18 protein-coding genes are annotated in these 17,632 nt (G+C 65.8%); 8 read left to right on the top strand and 10 right to left on the bottom strand.

Annotated elements, in window-relative coordinates; translation table 11 throughout:
- Positions 1 to 16 precede the first annotated feature (16 nt).
- From WFP36_RS00620 to WFP36_RS00640, 5 genes are all read right to left on the bottom strand, one after another.
- Entirely contained in the window at positions 17 to 856 is an 840-nt protein-coding gene (locus WFP36_RS00620; protein ID WP_336976989.1) for a hypothetical protein, read from the bottom strand.
- A gap of 72 nt (positions 857 to 928) precedes the next feature.
- Positions 929 to 2,107 carry a transferrin-binding protein-like solute binding protein gene (locus WFP36_RS00625; protein ID WP_336976991.1) on the bottom strand — a complete coding sequence of 393 codons (1,179 nt, stop codon included), beginning with the start codon at positions 2,105 to 2,107 and terminating at the stop codon, positions 929 to 931.
- Positions 2,108 to 2,248: 141 nt separating this feature from the next.
- Positions 2,249 to 2,776, bottom strand: coding sequence for a molybdenum cofactor biosynthesis protein B (gene moaB / locus WFP36_RS00630; RefSeq protein WP_336976993.1), 528 nt, complete (start codon positions 2,774 to 2,776; stop codon positions 2,249 to 2,251).
- Between the two features lie 74 nt (positions 2,777 to 2,850).
- Positions 2,851 to 4,611 carry a lytic transglycosylase domain-containing protein gene (locus WFP36_RS00635; RefSeq protein ID WP_336976994.1) on the bottom strand — a complete coding sequence of 587 codons (1,761 nt, stop codon included), beginning with the start codon at positions 4,609 to 4,611 and terminating at the stop codon, positions 2,851 to 2,853.
- Between the two features lie 3 nt (positions 4,612 to 4,614).
- A complete protein-coding gene (locus WFP36_RS00640; protein WP_336976996.1) occupies positions 4,615 to 5,373 on the bottom strand; it encodes a uracil-DNA glycosylase family protein in 759 nt (252 codons plus the stop codon).
- A 91-nt stretch (positions 5,374 to 5,464) separates the two neighbouring features.
- On the opposite strand from WFP36_RS00640, the gene WFP36_RS00645 reads away from it, so the two are divergent.
- The 8 genes from WFP36_RS00645 to WFP36_RS00680 all read left to right on the top strand — a co-directional run bounded on the left by WFP36_RS00645 (position 5,465) and on the right by WFP36_RS00680 (position 14,243).
- A complete protein-coding gene (locus tag WFP36_RS00645) occupies positions 5,465 to 7,111 on the top strand; it encodes an electron transfer flavoprotein-ubiquinone oxidoreductase (RefSeq protein ID WP_336976997.1) in 1,647 nt (548 codons plus the stop codon).
- A gap of 126 nt (positions 7,112 to 7,237) precedes the next feature.
- Positions 7,238 to 7,597 (top strand): endonuclease domain-containing protein, encoded by a 360-nt coding sequence (locus WFP36_RS00650; protein ID WP_419716614.1) that lies wholly within the window; start codon positions 7,238 to 7,240, stop codon positions 7,595 to 7,597.
- Positions 7,594 to 8,400, top strand: coding sequence for a 4-(cytidine 5'-diphospho)-2-C-methyl-D-erythritol kinase (locus WFP36_RS00655; protein ID WP_336977001.1), 807 nt, complete (start codon positions 7,594 to 7,596; stop codon positions 8,398 to 8,400). The genes WFP36_RS00650 and WFP36_RS00655 overlap by 4 nt, the downstream gene beginning before the upstream one ends.
- Positions 8,397 to 9,125: an N-formylglutamate amidohydrolase gene (locus WFP36_RS00660; protein ID WP_336977002.1), complete on the top strand. Its 729-nt coding sequence runs from the start codon at positions 8,397 to 8,399 to the stop codon at positions 9,123 to 9,125. Before WFP36_RS00655 ends, WFP36_RS00660 begins: the two co-directional genes overlap by 4 nt.
- Positions 9,126 to 9,333: 208 nt before the next feature.
- Positions 9,334 to 11,190 (top strand): dihydroxy-acid dehydratase, encoded by a 1,857-nt coding sequence (ilvD, locus tag WFP36_RS00665; protein WP_336977004.1) that lies wholly within the window; start codon positions 9,334 to 9,336, stop codon positions 11,188 to 11,190.
- Between the two features lie 98 nt (positions 11,191 to 11,288).
- On the top strand, positions 11,289 to 11,669 hold the full coding sequence (locus WFP36_RS00670; RefSeq protein WP_336977006.1) for a hypothetical protein: 381 nt from the start codon (positions 11,289 to 11,291) through the stop codon (positions 11,667 to 11,669).
- A complete protein-coding gene (locus tag WFP36_RS00675) occupies positions 11,653 to 13,041 on the top strand; it encodes an NAD(P)H-hydrate dehydratase (RefSeq protein WP_336977008.1) in 1,389 nt (462 codons plus the stop codon). The genes WFP36_RS00670 and WFP36_RS00675 overlap by 17 nt, the downstream gene beginning before the upstream one ends.
- Positions 13,038 to 14,243, top strand: a complete 1,206-nt coding sequence (locus WFP36_RS00680; protein WP_336977009.1) for a class I SAM-dependent RNA methyltransferase — start codon at positions 13,038 to 13,040, stop codon at positions 14,241 to 14,243. The genes WFP36_RS00675 and WFP36_RS00680 overlap by 4 nt, the downstream gene beginning before the upstream one ends.
- A gap of 7 nt (positions 14,244 to 14,250) precedes the next feature.
- Here the strand turns inward: WFP36_RS00680 and WFP36_RS00685 are convergent, their stop codons facing one another.
- From WFP36_RS00685 to WFP36_RS00705, 5 genes are all read right to left on the bottom strand, one after another.
- A complete protein-coding gene (locus tag WFP36_RS00685; RefSeq protein WP_336977011.1) occupies positions 14,251 to 14,709 on the bottom strand; it encodes a surface-adhesin E family protein in 459 nt (152 codons plus the stop codon).
- Between the two features lie 131 nt (positions 14,710 to 14,840).
- Complete coding sequence (locus tag WFP36_RS00690) at positions 14,841 to 15,617, bottom strand: hydrolase 1, exosortase A system-associated (RefSeq protein ID WP_336977012.1); 777 nt, start codon at positions 15,615 to 15,617, stop codon at positions 14,841 to 14,843.
- Positions 15,614 to 16,279 (bottom strand): hypothetical protein, encoded by a 666-nt coding sequence (locus WFP36_RS00695; RefSeq protein WP_336977013.1) that lies wholly within the window; start codon positions 16,277 to 16,279, stop codon positions 15,614 to 15,616. The genes WFP36_RS00690 and WFP36_RS00695 overlap by 4 nt, the downstream gene beginning before the upstream one ends.
- A gap of 24 nt (positions 16,280 to 16,303) precedes the next feature.
- Complete coding sequence (locus WFP36_RS00700) at positions 16,304 to 16,567, bottom strand: acyl carrier protein (protein ID WP_336978659.1); 264 nt, start codon at positions 16,565 to 16,567, stop codon at positions 16,304 to 16,306.
- Positions 16,568 to 16,628: 61 nt separating this feature from the next.
- Positions 16,629 to 17,609, bottom strand: a complete 981-nt coding sequence (locus tag WFP36_RS00705) for a GNAT family N-acetyltransferase (protein ID WP_336977014.1) — start codon at positions 17,607 to 17,609, stop codon at positions 16,629 to 16,631.
- Positions 17,610 to 17,632: the final 23 nt, after the last annotated feature.

Genomic DNA, 17,632 nt, shown 5'->3' on the forward strand with positions numbered 1-17,632 from the left:
CCAAGCAGGGGCCAAGCTAGGCCAGAGGCCCTCCCGCCAGCCCCGAAGTTGACAAGGTTGACACTGTGCTGAGTAAGGAAGCCGAGCCCCGCAGGCGCCGGGGCGAGGCCGTTTCCGCGCAGGCTGTGGCCACGGCCGCGCTGCCGCGCGCGAACCATTCGTCCCAGCGGGCGGCGGCCTGCGTCGCGGCCTCTTCGCCGGCAGCCCAGGCGGCATCGTCGCGTTGTTCGAGAGTGTCGTCGCGATAATAGCCGTCCCGGCCAATCTCCCCCTCTTCCTCCTCCCATTCCTCTCCGTCGCAGTCGTCCGCGCCGCAGGGCCGGTCGATCGGGGCCCGATAGGCCTCGCCCCAGGCGAGTTCGCGGGCCTTGGCGATGAAATCCTCGCGGGAAGGCGGCAGCGGATCGTCGGGCGATGTGCAGGGCCTGTCCCCCTCAGCCAGTGCGGCCAGCAATTCCTGGAACCGGGCCGCGTCGTCTTCGCCCGGGGATTGCTCCACCTGCCGGTCGAGCCGGGCGAGGTGGGCCAGCAGCAGGCGCGTATCGTATTTGCGCCGCGTGCCGACCATTTCGCCGCGATACCAGATTTCTTCCTCCACCCCGTCCAGCGCGCGGCAGGCAAGTTCGTCCGAACCCGCCTCGCGCGCCAGCACAAGGGCGGCGGCCCAGCCTCGCGCGAACAGCGCATCGCGCCGCCTCAGGCGATAGGCCGCCTCGGCCGACATGCCCGCCGCCGCACAGGCCCCGCGCACGGTGCCTTTGGTGGCCAGATGGTCGAGGAATCTGATCTTGAGCGCACCGCTCCACCCGTCCTTGCGGGCAGGCAGGCCAGTGCCGGTGAATTGCGTGAAGTCCATGATCCGCGCCTCCTGATGAGAACAAACAGCGAATCAGGGACTAGTATGCACGGATCGGCGTGTAGGACAGCCTTATTTCGTGCCGACGACTACTCCTTCGAAATAGGTGTTGGTCGGCGGCCGGTAGGATGCACCGCCCAGCCCGTCGTCGTAATTATAGATGGAGAAGGCATAGCCCATCTCGACTGCGGAGGGGCCGTAAAATCCGCCCAGGAATGCGCCCATCCTGAAATCGGGATCGGACGTGGTAAAGGTGCCGCTGAACTGGTTGCCCGCGTAAATCGTGCCGGTGCCGGCATAATCGCCGAGGAAGGACCCATCGGGCGCGGTAGAGAGCGAAAGCGTTGTGGCGACATTGCCATTACCGAAATTGACGTCGAAGCTCGCCGATCCGCCGATATCCTGCCTGATGGCTGGCCCGCCATTGGCACCGGTGACCGAGATCATGCTTCCGGCAACATGGGTCTTGTAGCTGGCGCTGCCGCTCTTGGGCATGTCCGCATCGGTGGGACTTCCGAAAAGCATATAGGTTTCGCGGGTTTCGTCCGACTGCTTGTTGGTGTGGGTCCAGAAGGCGAAGCTCAGATAGCCCAGCTTGATCGGCGCGCCCTTCGTGCTCGACCGGGATCGGACATTTCCGAATAATTTCAATGTGTCGGTGCTGGTATCTGAATCCAGTTGGTAGGTGTCGTAATAATTGCCGTTGGATATACGGTCGGCATGGACGAATTGCGAGAAAAAGCCCGGATCGGTGATGGTGCTGCCATCGGAATAGCCGGTGGTGAAGCTGCGATCGTCGACCAGCATATAGCTGCGGGTGGCAACATTGTAGGTGATCGAAAGCGTGCTGTCCCGGCCCATGACCTCGGACCTGCCGACAAAGGTCTTGGCCGTGTCACCGCTGGTGCGCGAGATGCGGGTCGAGGTGATCGACTGGAAAGTCCCCGACTTGCTCAGCGGAAACAGGGTGGTTGCAACCGGAGTGGGAGTGGGAGTGGGGGTTGGCGTCGGAGTAGGCGCGGGTGTGGGCGCAGGGCTGGGTGCCGGGGACGGCGTCGGCGAGGGAGCCGGCGAGGGTGCGGGCGAAGGCGGCGGGCTGGCCGTGGGGCTTGGGGCCGGGCTTGGCGTGGTCGTCGGAGGGGCGGACGGCGTGGGACTGGGCGTCGGAGTGGAATTGACGCCGCCGCCCCCGCACCCGAACAGAACGAACGTAAGTGCCAGCGTCGAGACAGTGCCCGAAAAACGCGCCATGAATGATCCCCAGATGATTTGCGCCCGGCCGCGCGAGGCGGTCCACGCGGTCACGCTAGAACCGTATCATCTGAAAGCAATCAGGCGCGCGAATGACTGCGAAACAAAATGCTCCGATTCAAACCAATCGCTCGCGCCCGCTCACTTCTCCCTGAGGCGGGGCATCAGTTCCACGAAGTTGCAGGGCCGGTTGCGGCTGTCGAGTTGTTCGGCAAGGATGCCGTCCCACCCGTCCTTCACCGCGCCGTTCGATCCGGGCAGGGCGAAGACATAGGTCCCGCGCGATACCACGGCGCAGGCGCGCGATTGCACGGTGGAAGTGCCGATCGTGTTGAAGCTGATCCAGCGGAACAATTCGCCGAAGCCGGGAATGTCCTTTTCCTTCACGCGCTCCAGCGCCTCGGGCGTCACGTCGCGGCCGGTCAGGCCGGTGCCGCCGGTGATGATGACGGCGTCCACGCTCTGGTCGTCGATCCAGTTGTTCAGCCGTGCGGTGATGATGTTCACATCGTCCTTTTCCAGCGCGCGGCTGACGAGCTTGTGCCCGGCCGTCCTGATCCGCTCCGCCAGAATGTCTCCCGACGTGTCCTCATCCGGGCCGCGCGTGTCGGATACGGTGAGAAGGGCGATATTGATCGGCTTGAAAATACGTGCGGGATCGACCGCCATGGCATTGGCCCCCTGGGAAAGACTGAAGTGGTGCCGTAGACCGGCCCGGTTACTGAATTAGTCGTGCTTCGCGATTAGTCGCGTTTCGCGGAAAGCCAGGCCCGGCCGTTCTTGGGCTGGCCCGGGAAGAGCGGCCACTGGCCTTGCGCCAGTGCCATCCGGCTGGGCGATTCGCTTTCCGCCTGCCGCTCATACATCCAGTAATTGCGCATCACGATGGCCACGTAGCCGCGCGTTTCCCAATAAGGGATGGATTCCATGTAGAGCAGCGGATCGCCCTGATCGCGCACTTCGCTGTTCCAGCGGGTCACGGGGCTGAGGCCGGCATTATAGGCGGCCATGATCTTGGGCAGCTTGCCTTCGGTCGCGGTGGAATCGCGCAGCATTTCAAGATTTTGCTGGCCGAATGCGAGATTGACTCGAGGATCGTCAAGATCGACGGCGGAAGCCGAGAGGTTCAGGCGCGGGGCATGTTCGCGCACGGTGATCGGCGTGATCTGCATCAGGCCGCGCGCATTGGCCGGGCTGACGGCACTGGTGCGGAAGTTCGATTCCTGCAGCGCATGGGCATAGGCCAGCGCCGGATCGACTTCCCAGCCGGTGACGGGCATCCACTTGGGCGCCGGATAGGCGGAGGCCGGATCGGCCTTGCCACCCGAAGGCGCATTGTTCGCCATGAACAATTGCGTGGAAGGCAGGCCAAGGCCGCGCGCAAGGCGGGAAAGCGCCTCGTAATCCGCGGCATCGCCGATCTTGGCCTGATGGATCAGCAATTCGCTCGCCAGATCGTCCCGCCCGATTTCGGCCAGTTCGATGGCCATGCGGACGTTTTCCTTGCCCTGCAGGCGGTCCCAGTCCTTCTGGTTGAAGTCGGGCTTCGCGAAGCGGTCGGGCAGTTGCATGCCGAGCTGTTCGGCCGCCAGCATGCCATAAAGCGTTTCGTCCGAACGCGCGGCATCGCGCAGATGGGCGCTGGCCTTTTCGGGCATGCGGCAACGCACGGCGGCGCGATTGGCCCAGTAATGGGCCGCGGCGCTCAGTTCCGGATTGGTGCTGCGCTGGGCGGCATTCTCGAAGCCGAACAAGGATGTAGTGCAATCGTTGAGGCGCCAGGCGGCAAGGCCGGTTACCCAATGGCCTTCGGCGACCCACGGCCCGGCACCGTCACCGATGGTGAGGGACAGGGCCAGCGCATCGCTGTCGCGGTTCTCGATGTAATAGCTCCACGCCACGCGCTGGCGCCATTCGGCGCGCGCTTCGGGGCTGAGCTGCGCGTCGACCCCGCCCAGCGCCTCGCGGGCGCCATCGGGATCGTCGTTGGTGATCCGCTCCAGAATACGGCTCTTCACCGCTTCGGGCATGGTGCCATCCTCGATCGCACCGGGGCGGATGCGCTTGGGGATGGAGGGCTGGCGATAGAGGCTCTGGGCGCCGGGCAGGGCGGGCGCGGCGGCAAGGCCGCGCTTCAGGCCCAGCTTCGTGATGCGATCGGCCTGGGGCAGCAGCGCGCCGTCCTTCAGCCAGCTTTCGATCTGCGGCAGCTCGACCTTGGGGGAGGTGGCCGCGAGGTAATATTCAGCCAGCGCCACCTTGTGCAGCGGCCCGTCCTTGCGCTGGGCAAGCAGGTCCTGGACCTTCTTCCAGTCCGCCTTGTCGATCGCGCCGAAGACCTCGGTGTAATATTCCCGGTCGGACTGGGGCAGCAGCGTCGGCACGTTCCGGCCAGTCGCATGGGCGTGGAAATATTCGATGCTGTCGGCCATGGCCGGCGCGGTGAGGGTGAGTGCGATCCCGCCTGCAAACAGGGCGAGCGCCTTGCGTGTCGTGCGAGCCATCCGTCAGTCCGAGCCGTCCGTCCAATCGAGCCATCGCTGCCAGAAACCGGCCCGTGCATTCGGGCGCGCCAGCAGAAAATCGAGGCTCCTCTCCGCCAATAGCGGAAAAGTCGAACCTTGATGGTTAATTTTTCGCAAAGATGCAGGGTTTTGCGTCGGATCGTGGCCGATCAGCGGCAGGATGTCGCGTCCGAAGGCAATCACGCGCCGGGGCCTGACCAGCGCGACGTGATGCAGGGCCACTGCGCCGAGGCCACCCGCCAGCAGCGAGGCCCAGTCGGCGGCCGGGGTGTGGCGGGCAAGCGTGCTGGCGAAATAGACCTGCGCCGGGTCCACTCCCGCCGCGCGCAGGAAGCTGGCGAGCAGCCGGCCCCGCGCGCCGGACAGCAGGGTTTCGGCATCGTCCGGCTCGGGTTCGGGCACCAGAACCATCAGGCTGGCCCCGGCGGCCCCGCGCGGCGCGATGCGCGGACGGGCGCCCCCGATGTCGAGACTCGGCTCGGCCAGCCACCATTCGCCGAAGGCCTCCAGCGTCTGCGGCCAGCTTGCCGGATCGCCGCCGATGGCAGGGCGCCTCGCCTCGGGTTCCGGTGCCGGCATGGCGAAGGCCGGGCGGGCAGGGGCAGCGGGCGCTTCCTCTTCCGGCTCGCGCAGCCAGACTTCCGTAGCGTCGGCAAAGTCATGATCCACGCCGGCCTCGCGCCACCAATCCTGCGCGGCGGCGATCTGCTGTGCCAGTGTGAGGGGAAAGCTCGTGTCCATATCTCGGCCGCCAGTCTTGACCTCGCCGCCGCCAGCAATCAAGGCTCCTGCGTTCACCAAGGCACAAGTTTCGACCAAGGACTGCCCCGAAATGAGCGAACGCGAATCCATGCCCTATGACGTTGTGGTGGTTGGAGCCGGCCCTGCCGGGCTCTCCGCCGCGATCCGTCTCAAGCAGCTCGCCCCGGATGCGACTGTCTGCATCCTTGAAAAAGGCTCGGAAGTCGGCGCCCATATCCTCTCGGGCGCGGTGGTCGATCCCAGGGCGCTGGACGAATTGCTGCCGGACTGGCGCGAGGATGGCTGCCCGATGGCTGAAACGCCGGTGACCGATAACTGGCACTGGGCGCTGACCGCCACGGGCAAGCTCGACATGCCGCATGCCATGATGCCCCCGCTGATGAGCAACAAGGGTTGCTACACCGGCTCGCTGGGCAATCTGTGCCGCTGGCTGGCCGAAAAGGCCGAGGCGCTGGGCGTGGAAGTGTTCCCCGGCTTCCCGGCATCGGAAGTGCTGTTCGACGAGAGCGGCGCGGTGATGGGCGTCGCCACGCAGGATATGGGCGTGGCCAAGGATGGCAGCCACAAGGCTGACTATCAGCCGGGCATGGAACTGCACGCCAAATATACTCTGTTTGCCGAAGGCGCGCGCGGCCACCTGACCAAGCGGCTCAAGGCGCATTACGATCTGGAGCGGGATTGCCAGCCGCAGGTCTATGGCATCGGCATCAAGGAATTGTGGGACATCGCGCCCGAAAAGCACGTGCCGGGCCGGGTACTCCACACGCAGGGCTGGCCGCTGAGCGAAAGCGGCAGCTGGGGCGGCGGGTTCCTCTACCATCAGGCCAACGGGCAGGTGGCGCTCGGCTTCGTCACCGCTCTCGATTACGCGAACCCCTATGTCTATCCCTTCGAGGAATTCCAGCGCTGGAAGCAGCACCCGGAAATCCGCGCCATTCTGGAAGGCGGCCGCCGCGTTTCCTATGGCGCGAGGGCGATCAATGAAGGCGGCTGGCAGTCCGTGCCGAAGCTGGAATTCCCCGGCGGTGCGCTGATCGGTTGTTCGGCAGGCTTCGTGAACGTGCCGCGCATCAAGGGCAGCCATACCGCGATGAAGAGCGGGATGCTCGCCGCCGAGGCAATTGCCGAAGCCTTCCAGACGGGCCGCCAGAATGACGAGCTGACCGGATATGGCGCGGCCCTGCGCCAGAGCTGGATCGCCAAGGAACTGGAACTGGTGAAGAATGCCGAGCCGCTGGTGGCAAAGTTCGGCGGAACTCTGGGCACGGTGCTGGCGGGCGCCGACATGTGGCTGCGCACTTTGGGCATCCGCCTGCCGTTCACCATGGCCCATCACACCGATGCCTCTGCCACCGGACAGGCGAAGGATTACAAGCCCATCGCCTATCCCAAGCCCGATGGCGTGATCAGCTTTGACCGGCTTTCCTCCGTGTTCCTGTCGAACACCAATCACGAGGAAGACCAGCCCTGTCACCTGAAGCTGAAAGACCCGGAGGTTCCGGTCGAGATCAACCTGCCGGTCTATGCCGGGCCGGAAGCCCGCTATTGCCCGGCAGGCGTATATGAATTCGTCGGCGTGGAGGAAGGCAATCCCAGCCTGGTGATCAACGCCCAGAACTGCGTCCACTGCAAGACCTGCGACATCAAGGACCCGACGCAGAACATCGAATGGGTAACGCCAGAAGGCGGCGGCGGGCCGAACTATCCGAATATGTGAAATCCTCCCCCAGCGGGGGAGGGGGACCACCGCAGGTGGTGGAGGGGCACAGGGGTGATCACCGGACCTCGCGACACAGTCAAACGCGCTCGCAAACTGCGCAGCGAAATGACCTTGCCTGAGGCGATGCTCTGGCGGGAAATGCGCAAACGCCCGCAAGGGTTGAAATTCCGCCGGCAGCATCCGGCAGGGGATTACGTGCTGGATTTCTATTGTGCGGCGGCCCGTCTGGCGATCGAGGTGGACGGATTTACCCATAGCGGAATGCGGGCGGCGAAGGCGGATGCTGCTCGGTCCTATTTCCTCAGGTCGCAAGGCGTTGCTACATTGCGTGTCCCGGCCAAGGCTGTGCTGGACGATGTCGGGGCGGCGATGGAGCGGGTAGTTGAGGTTTGTTGTGACAGGATTGGTGCTTCGATGACCCCGCGCGTGCCCCTCCACCATCCTGCGGATGGTCCCCCTCCCCGGGACGGGGAGGAAGCATGAAAGAAACCGCCTACGCCAAGATCAATCTCGCCCTGCATGTCCGGCGGCGGCGGGAGGATGGGTATCATGAGCTGGAAACGCTCTTCGCCTTTGTCGATGCTGGGGATGAACTCACCGCGCGGCAGGCGGAGGAGGACAGCCTTGTCGTAACCGGCGAATTCGGCGGTGCACTGACCGATCCCTTCGGCAATATCGTCGCCCGCGCGCTGGGCGCCTTGCCGCGCGCGGATGGGCTGGCGATCGCGCTGGAAAAGAACCTGCCGGTCGCGGCCGGGCTGGGCGGGGGCTCCGCCGATGCCGGGGCGGTGTTCCGGCTGGTGGAGCGCATGCATGGTCTGCCCGACGATTGGCGCGAACGTGCCGCGCGGCTGGGGGCGGATGTGCCCGCCTGCGTGGAAAGCGTGACCTGCGTGGGGCGCGGCACGGGGACGCAGCTGGAGCCCGGCCCGGCCGATCTTGCCGGAACGCCCGTGCTGCTGGTCAATCCCCGCATTCCGCTGGCTACCGGGCCGGTGTTCAAGGCGTGGGACGGGCAGGATCGCGGGCCCATGCCGGAAGGCAGTGCGCGGCAGATCGCGCTGGAAGGGCGCAACGATCTGGAAGCGCCCGCCATCTCCCTCTGCCCCGAAATCGCCGATGTGTTGCGTGATCTTGAGGCAACAGGCCCCTGGCTGTCGCGCATGTCCGGCAGCGGGGCGACCTGTTTTGCCCTGTTCGACAGCCCGCAGGCCTTGCGCGACGCGGCAGAGCGGCTAGCGCAGGAACATCCCCAATGGTGGCGCATGGAAGGCAGACTGCGATGATCGAGCATGAGGCATACCGGATATTGGGAACCCCGCGTTTCGGCGGCATCCTCGTCATTTCGGACCATGCTTCGAACCTCGTGCCCGCCGATATTGACCTCGGTATCGATCCGGCGCTGATGAACGATCACATCGCCATCGACATCGGCGTGGGCGCGGTGGGTGAACTGATGGCCCGCCAGCCGGGGATCGCCGCCTTTCAGGGCAATGTCAGCCGACTGGTCTGCGACTTCAACCGGGACGAGGATCCCCTCGCCAGCGTTCCGGAAGTGAGCGACGGGGTGGAGATCCCCGGCAATCGCGGCGATGTGCATGAGGCGCGGCTGGCGCGTTTCTATCGCCCCTATCACAGTGCGCTGGCCCACCTGCTGGCGGAAACGCCGCCGTCGCTGATCCTTTCGCTCCACAGCTTCACGCCGCAGCTTGCCAGCGATCCGCACAGCCATCGCCCGTGGGATTGCGGGGTGCTGTATAATCAGGACGATCGCGCCTCGCGCGTTGCGATCCCGCTGCTGGAGGCCGAAGGCCTGCATGTGGGCGAGAACGAGCCCTATTCGGGCAAGATCCTCAACACGACGATGAACGTCCATGCCGAGGCGGAGGGGCGGCCCTATTTCGGGGTGGAAATCCGGCAGGACAAGGTGACTACTTCCGCCCAGCAGGAAGAATGGGCCGAGCGGCTGGCGCGCATCTGCAACCGGGTTGCGATAGCGATTGGGGAATGATCCACCCTTGTCACCCCGGACTAGTTCCGGGGTCCAGCTTCTGCCTTCTTCCCACCACTGCGCCTCTATGTAAGAAATCCAGCTGGACCCCGGAACATGTCCGGGGTGACAGGAAGAAGGGCGCTGTCTCCACTTTGTCCATTTTCTTCTTCGGCTGGCCCACTACCTGAAGTAGAGCGCCTGCAAACCTGATACCGGAGCCTTTGTCATGCCTGCCTATCGTTCCCGCACTTCCACCCATGGCCGCAACATGGCGGGCGCGAGGGGGCTGTGGCGTGCCACCGGCATGAAGGACAGCGATTTCGGCAAGCCGATCATTGCCGTGGTGAACAGCTTCACCCAGTTCGTGCCGGGCCACGTGCACCTGAAGGACCTTGGCCAGCTGGTCGCCGGGGAAATCCACGCGGCGGGCGGTATCGCCAAGGAATTCAATACTATCGCCGTGGATGACGGGATCGCCATGGGCCATGACGGCATGCTCTATTCGCTGCCCAGCCGCGACCTGATCGCCGACAGCGTGGAATATATGGTCAATGCCCATTGCGCCGATGCGATGGTGTGCATTTCCAATTGCGACAAGATCACGCCGGGCATGCTGATGGCTGCCATGCGCCTCAACATTCCGTGCGTCTTCGTTTCCGGCGGGCCGATGGAAGCGGGCAAGGTCGTGGTGAAGGGCAAGGAAGTCGCGCTCGATTTGATCGATGCGATGGTTGCCGCCGCCGATGAGTCCTACTCGGACGAGGAAGTGGCCGCCATCGAGCGTTCGGCATGCCCCACCTGCGGTTCCTGCTCGGGCATGTTCACTGCCAATTCGATGAACTGCCTGACCGAGGCGCTGGGTCTTTCGCTGCCGGGCAACGGTTCGCAGCTGGCCACTCATGCGGATCGCAAGCAGCTGTTCGAACGCGCCGGTCGCCTCGTGGTGACGCTGGCCAAGCGCTATTACGAGGAGGAGGATGAAAGCGTCCTGCCGCGCGTCATTGCCAGCTTCGAAGCCTTCGAAAACGCGATGAGCCTGGACATCGCCATGGGCGGTTCCACCAACACCGTGCTGCACCTTCTGGCTGCCGCGCAGGAAGCGGGCGTGGATTTCACCATGGCCGATATCGACCGGCTGAGCCGCAAGGTGCCGTGCCTGTCCAAGGTCGCCCCGGCCAAGAGCGACGTCCATATGGAAGACGTCCATCGCGCGGGCGGGATCATGGCGATCCTTGGCGAGCTTGACCGCGCCGGGCTGCTGCACACCGCGCTGCCCACCGTGCACAGCCCGACGCTGGGCGATGCGCTGGCCGATTGGGACATTCGTCTCACCAACAATCCGATGGTGCAGGAATTCTACAAGGCTGCACCGGGCGGCGTGCCGACCCAGACTGCCTTCAGCCAGAACCGCCGCTGGGACGAGTTGGATTCGGACCGTGAGAATGGCGTGATCCGTTCCGCCGAGCATGCCTTCTCCAAGGATGGCGGCCTCGCGGTGCTTTACGGCAATATCGCGCTGGAAGGCTGCATCGTGAAGACGGCGGGCGTGGACGATTCCATCCTGAAATTCTCCGGCCCGGCCAAGGTCTATGAAAGCCAGGACGCCGCCGTGACCGCGATCCTTACCGGCCAGGTCGAGGCGGGCGATGTGGTAGTGATCCGCTATGAAGGGCCCAAGGGCGGGCCGGGCATGCAGGAAATGCTCTATCCGACCAGCTATCTGAAGTCGAAGGGGCTGGGCAAGGCCTGCGCTCTCATCACCGATGGCCGCTTCTCGGGCGGCACCTCGGGCCTGTCCATCGGTCATGCCTCGCCCGAAGCGGCAGAGGGCGGGGCCATCGGGCTGGTGGAAATGGGCGATACGATCGAGATCGACATCCCCAACCGCACGATCCATCTGGCCGTGACGGACGAGGAACTCGCCCATCGCCGCGCGCGGATGGAAGCCAAGGGCGCTGCTGCATGGCATCCGGAAAAGCCGCGCGAACGCCGCGTTTCCGCTGCGCTGCAGGCCTATGCCGCGATGACCACCAGCGCCGCACGCGGTGCGGTGCGGGACGTTTCGCAGCTCAAGCGGGGGTAACTCGCATGCGTGCTTCGACAGGCTCAGCAAGGGCGGAATTGGGATATTCTATCCAACATCCGTTCGCCCTGAGCTTGTCGAAGGGCACGCTCCTCGCAATGACGATCCTGCTGGCGGGGTGCTCCCCCGAAGCGGCGGAGAAGTCTCCCGCCAAGGCCGAGGAAGCCAAGGAAGAGCCCACTCGCTCTGCCAGCGGGAACGAGCTGATCGAATGCGCAATCGGCGGCGCGCAATGGTTCCTGCGCGAATGCGAGGTGGAGAAGGGCACGGCGGACGACGGTTCCCGCATCCTGATCGTGCGCCATCCCGATGGCGGCTTCCGCCGTTTCACCGTGCTGACCGACGGGCGCGGGCTGGAGCCTGCCGACGGGGCCGAGCAGGGCGAGGCCGCTCTGGTCGACGGGCGGCTGGATGTGCGCGTGGCCGATGACCGTTATCGTTTTCCCGCAACGGTGAAGCCTGATGCCCAGGCCCAGTGACCAGATATTGACCGTTGCGCAGATGCGCGAGGCGGAAGAGGCGCTGATCGCAGCGGGCACCAGCGTGGACGCGCTGATGCAGATTGCCGGGCGCGGTGCGGCAGAATGGGTCTGGCGGCTTGGCTGGCCCCGGCCAGTCACTGTGCTGTGCGGCCCCGGGAACAATGGCGGCGACGGCTATGTGATCGCCGAGACTCTGCGCGCACGTGGCCTGCCGGTGACGGTCGTCGCCCCGCTCGCTCCGGCCACCGATGCTGCCCGCAATGCCCGTGGGCACTATCGCGGCGAGGTGCTTGCCTCCGCCGATGGCGTGCGGGGCACCGTTCTGGTCGATTGCCTGTTCGGCAGCGGGCTGGTGAGGCCGCTGGGGCAGGAATTGTTCGACATGCTGCGCGGGCTGGCGGACAGCCATCCCCTGCGCGTCGCCATCGACCTGCCGAGCGGCGTGGAGAGCGACAGCGGGCACCCGCTCAATGAAGGTCTGCCCGATTACCGGCTGACTGTCTCGCTTGGGGCGTGGAAATATGCCCATTGGACGATGCCCGCCGCAGCCCTGATGGGCGAGCGCAGGCTGGTTTCCATCGGCGTGGCCGAAGTACCCGGCGCCGCGAGACTGCTCGCCAAGCCGCGCCTTCATCCACCTGCCGCCGATGCCCACAAATATACGCGCGGCCTGCTGGCGATAGTCCCCGGTGCAATGCCCGGTGCGAGCCTGCTGGCGAGCGAGGCGGCGATGCAGGGCGGGGCGGGCTATGTCCGGCTCGCCGCCGCGCAGGCGCCGATGGGCACGCCGCCCGATCTGGTGGTCGATCCGCAGGCACTTGCCGATCCGCGCCTTTCCGCCGCTCTGGCGGGGCCGGGGCTGGGTCGCGGCGAGGACGCGCAGCGGGTGCTGGGCGAGGTGCTGGCGCGCGAAGTGCCAACCGTGCTCGATGCCGATGCGCTGGTCGCGCTCACTCCTGCCATGCTGGCCGGGCGGCGCGCGCCGCTGATCGCCACGCCGCATGAGGGCGAACTTACCCGGCTCGCCGTGAGTTTCGGCATTGCCGCACAGGGCAAGCGCGCCGTGGCGCAGGAACTTGCCCGGCGTACGGGCATGGTAGTGATCGCCAAGGGGGCGGACAGCCTGATCGCCGCGCCCGATGGCCGCATGGCGCTCGCCCGGCCTGCGCCCAGCTGGCTCTCCGTCGCGGGCACGGGCGATGTGCTGGCAGGGCTTGTCGCCAGCCGTCTTGCCACCGGAGCCGATCCCTTCGCTGCCGCCTGCGAGGCTGTGTGGCTGCATGGCGAGGCTGCGCGCCTTGCCGGGCCGGTTCTTACGCCATCGGCACTTGTCACGCATATTGCAGCCGCCTACGCGGCCTGCCTGTGACCGAAACCGAAGAAATCATCCGCATCGCCGCCAAGGGTGACGGCATTACCGACAGCGGCCGCCACTCGCCTTTCGCTGCGCCCGGCGATCTGCTGCATATCGATGGCACGCTGGAACATGGGCCGCACCATGTCGATCCGCCCTGCCGCCATTTCGGCACCTGTGGCGGTTGCCAGTTGCAGCATTGCGATGACGAGACTTTGGGCGGCTTTGTTGCCGACCGGGTGGTCAATGCCGCGCACTCGCAGGGCCGTGGGCTGGTGGCGGAGCAGGTGCTCCCCGTCCATCTTTCCCCGCCGCGCAGCCGCCGCCGGGCAACGCTCCATGCCGTGAATGGCGGGGGCGGGCCGCTGATCGGCTTTCATGAAAACGGCTCGCACCGGATTGTCGGGATTTCCGAATGCCCGGTGCTGGCCCCCGAACTGTTCGAGGCGGTCGGCAAACTGCGCGGCCTTCTGGCGCGGCGCAAAGGCAAGTATGCAGTCGATATCGACCTGGCCCTGGCAGAGCAGGGCGTGGCCTGCGGGCTCAAGGGCCTGAGCTTCGACGGGCTCGCCGATGCCGAGGCCCTGCTCGATTTCGCGCGCGATAGCGGTTTTGCCCGGCTGACCGTGGATGAAGGCTTCGGCCCGGAAACACGGTGGGAGCCAGCCCCGGTCACTGTCTCGCTTGGCGGCGTTTCCGTGCCGCTGCCTCCAGGCTCCTTCCTGCAGGCGACTGCCGATGGCGAGGAGGTTCTGGTGTCCTGCGCGCGCGAATGGCTGGACGGGGTGAAGACGGTGGCCGACCTGTTCGCCGGCCTCGGCACCTTTGCCTTTGCCCTTGCCGGCCCGGCCAAGGTGCTGGCGGCAGAGGCTTCGCGCGATGCTCATCTGGCCTGCAAGGCCGCTGCCGGATCTTCGGGCCGCCCGGTCCATGCCTTGCATCGCGACCTGTTCCGCAACCCGCTGCAACTGGACGAGTTGAACCGCTTCGGCGGGATCGTGCTCGATCCGCCGCGTGCGGGTGCGCGCGAGCAGGTGAAGCTGATCGCGGACAGCATTGTGCCGCGCGTCGTCTATATCAGCTGCAATCCCTCAAGCTGGGCGCGCGATGCCGCCACGCTGGTGGATGGCGGCTATCGCCTGACGCATCTGCGCCCGGTGGGCCAGTTCCGCTGGTCGACCCATGTCGAACTGGCCAGCCTGTTCGTGAAGGGCTGATCGGGCCTCAGGGGCCGTAATAATACATATATTCCCAGTAGTCGTCGGCGGCGAGGAAGGGATCGGTATAGGTCGAACTGCCGCGTTCCCCGTTGCAGGCGACTGAACTGTAAGTGGCGGCCAGCGTGCCGTCCGTGATGGGCTGCCAGCTTGTGTTCAACGGCATGGGCGCCAGCATCGCGCGATCGATGCCGAACACGTCCATCCGCAATTCGCGCACCTGCCGCCCGGTGCAATCGAGCTCGATCTGCGACTTGGTGTAATAGACGTCGCCCTTTTCGCCCACGCCCAGATCGAAGCCCTGGAACACCGTCATCGAAAGATTGGCGCCGCTGCTCTTGATGCTGTCGACATCGGCATAGGCGATCAGAGCGTCGCTGGTCGCCACCTCATGCCATGTCTCGGCCGCAGCGGGAGCGGTGAGGCTGGTGGTGACAGTAAGGCCGATCAGCAATCTGGTGCGCATTCGAGTTCACTCCGCAAAAGACATGGGGAGCGACTCGTTTTGATGATGTTTGCCCCGTTTCAGACAGAATCACAGGATGCCGCCCCGTCGCAAGCGCGAAATGCCGGACGAGGGCGCCCTAACAGGAGATTTCATTCTTGGCCGAGCGCTTCGAGCAGGCGCGCGGCCAGCCAGTCCCTTGCCTCTGCTTCCGCGAAAGCGTGGGATGCGCCGGGGCACCGGTGGATGCGCGGATCGCCCGCGTCCCAATTTGCGGCGAAGGCCTGCGCGGTCCGATCACGCTCTGCCAGCAGGATCGTGGATGGCCCCTTGAACGCCTTCAGACCGGCGGCGATATCCTGCGCCAGCGTGGTCGGGGCAGGCGCAGGGCGCATAGCCTGCCCGATGCCCCTCAAGAGTTTCCCCAGCGAGACCTTGCCGGTCAGCAGCCGGGCGATCTCTCCGGGATTGCGCAGCTTTTGCGAATAGCGCGCACGGATCGCCTGAGGCGGCGGGGAGGCGTCCTCGCTCTCGATGGTCCAGGGATTGGCGAGCACCATGGCATGGAGCCCCGCACCGCGGGCGAGCATCAGGGCGCTGGCGGCGTCGCAATTGCCGAAGCCAACGATGCGGGTGACTTGCGGGGCGGCCTGCCGGAAGACGGCAAGGGCGGCGGCACTATCCGGCGCGCTGGTGCGGAAGCCGCCATTTTCGCCTTCGCTGTCGCCCACGCCGCGTCGATCGAACCGGAATACAGGATGGCCGGCTGCGGCGATCCGGGCGGCGAGCTGGGCCTGCCCCGAAAAGGCGCCCGCGCGGGTCTCGTTGCCACCAGAAACGATCAGCAGCCCGATGGTGCCGTCTGCATCATCCAGCGTCCCCGCAAGCTGCGCGCCTTCGCAGGTGAAGGTCAGGTGCCGCCGGGTCACAGGTTCATGCCCATGGTGAGGAACGCAGCCAGCGTATCGGCCTGGGCAGGGCTGAAGCCCGGCTCGGCCCGTAGCCATGGCGCGGGCCCGCCAATGGTCGACTGGTCGATGTCGGCAAGGCGCCCGCTATCGGGCAGGCGGGCGCCTTCCAGATCGCGGATCATGGCCGCGCCGAGGCGGTAACCGGCCAGTTCCAGACCCTGTTCGCGCCCAGTTTCGAGCAAGGTCTCCGCCGTCTCGTTCACGCCCGCCTCGCGCGCGGCGATAGTGCGGGCGCGCAGCATGGCGCGCAGGGCATTGGCACCGCCGGTGGGGGCATAACGCCAGCCGGAAAGGGCGGGCGGGGCAAGGATGGCAGAGGCCCGAACGGTGAGAAGATGAGAAGCGGCGAAATGGCTGGCAGCGGCAAGGGCCGCCTTGCGCCAGCTTGCCAGGTTCTGATCTTCCAGCGGAGCGAGGCTTTCATTCCAACCCGGCAGATCGGGCAGGAAACTGTCGATCCCGGCCCCGTCCAGCCGGCGCATGGCCTCGATCAGAGTATGGCGGGTCTTGTTCGCCTCGTCGAACAGGGGCGGCAGGATCAGCAGGCGCCGGGCGCGGCCCTTGTCGAAGGCGACGGCATATTCCTCGCCGCCTGCGGGGCTGGGCCAGCTTGCGATCATCGCGCGGCGATCATGGCGGCGGTGTCAGCCGTTTCCGCGCTTGGCCTCGGCGAAGGCCAGCAAGGCGCCGTAGGTTTCCAGCATGTCGCCATCGACTTCCTCATCGTCGATCACGATGTCCAGCCGGTCCTCGATCTCGGTCAGCAGCCCGGCAACGGCCATGGAATCGAGTTCCGGCAGATGGCCGAACAGCCCCGTGTCGCCGGAGAAACCGTCCACGCGCGAACGGTCCAGCCCCAGCACGTCGCACAGGATTTCGCGCAGGATCGCGTCGGTCTGGCCGGTCATGTCGGAAGTGCTGCTCATCGGGTCTTTCGTCGGTCTGGTAAATGCCTGTTAATGCCTTGCCTTAGTTCTTGTGGAGGAGCTTGCGCAACCCCGCACGGACAAGGCGCGGCCAGCTCGCCGGGCTGCCGGGACGCAGGCATTCGAGGCGATAGCGCTTGCGCGTCTCTTCCATCCACATGCTCTTGTAGGGATCGTCCCCCGTGCCGAAATCGACGATCTCTACCTGATCGGTGTCGATCACCCGCTCGAACAACGCGGCCGTCAGCACGGTTCCGGCGGAAAGCGGCACGGCTTCTTCCACATGGGCCAGCTTGTGGATGAAGGCGGTGCCTGCTTCCACGGTCCAGAACTGGGCGGCCAGCGGCTTGCCTTCGCTGCGTGCGATGCCCAGTCGCAGGCGGCCCGCGGCCCCTTCCTGTTCGGCAAAGCGGCGCAGCATGGCGGGCTTGCCCTCGGCGGGTTTCCAGCTGGCGGCGTAGATTTCCTGATAGGCGCCCCAGGCGGTGGGATCGAAGGCGGAGTGGATTTCCACCTCCAGCTTCTTCGCCTTGCGTTTCAGCGTGGTGCGCAGCGGGCCGGGGCGGGAAGAGAGATAGTCCTGATAGCTTCGCCCGGACAGGCGCAGGATGTGATTGGTGTCGCAAACATCGCGCACGACCACCCAGCCGGCGGCACGGAATGCGGCGGCGAGCATGGTGGCGCTGCGGTCCTCGTCAGGCAGCGGCGACAGTACCAGGCGGTGTGCGTGGGCGGGCAGGTCGCGGGCGATGGCCTCAAGCAGCGCGGGCTGATTCGCGCCCGGCGTGGCGAGCGGCCGCCACAGGAAACTGTACCAGTTCGCCAGCGGCACCAGCGCGCCGTCGCGGCGCATCAGCGGCAAAGCGGCCGCGTGGCTTCCCTCGCTGGCCAGCACCACGAAAGGCGCGAGTTCGCCCTGTTCTTCCAGCAGCGTAAACCATTCCGCACGGTCGAATGGAGCCGCGCTCGCAAGATCGAGCGCTTGCAAGACGTTAACCCTGTCGTGATAGCTGACCGCGACCACTCGAATGCTTCCCCTGTGTAGAC

It is taken from the genome of Fulverythrobacter fulvus, from assembly GCF_037154085.1.
In the GTDB taxonomy this organism is placed as follows: domain Bacteria; phylum Pseudomonadota; class Alphaproteobacteria; order Sphingomonadales; family Sphingomonadaceae; genus Andeanibacterium; species Andeanibacterium fulvum.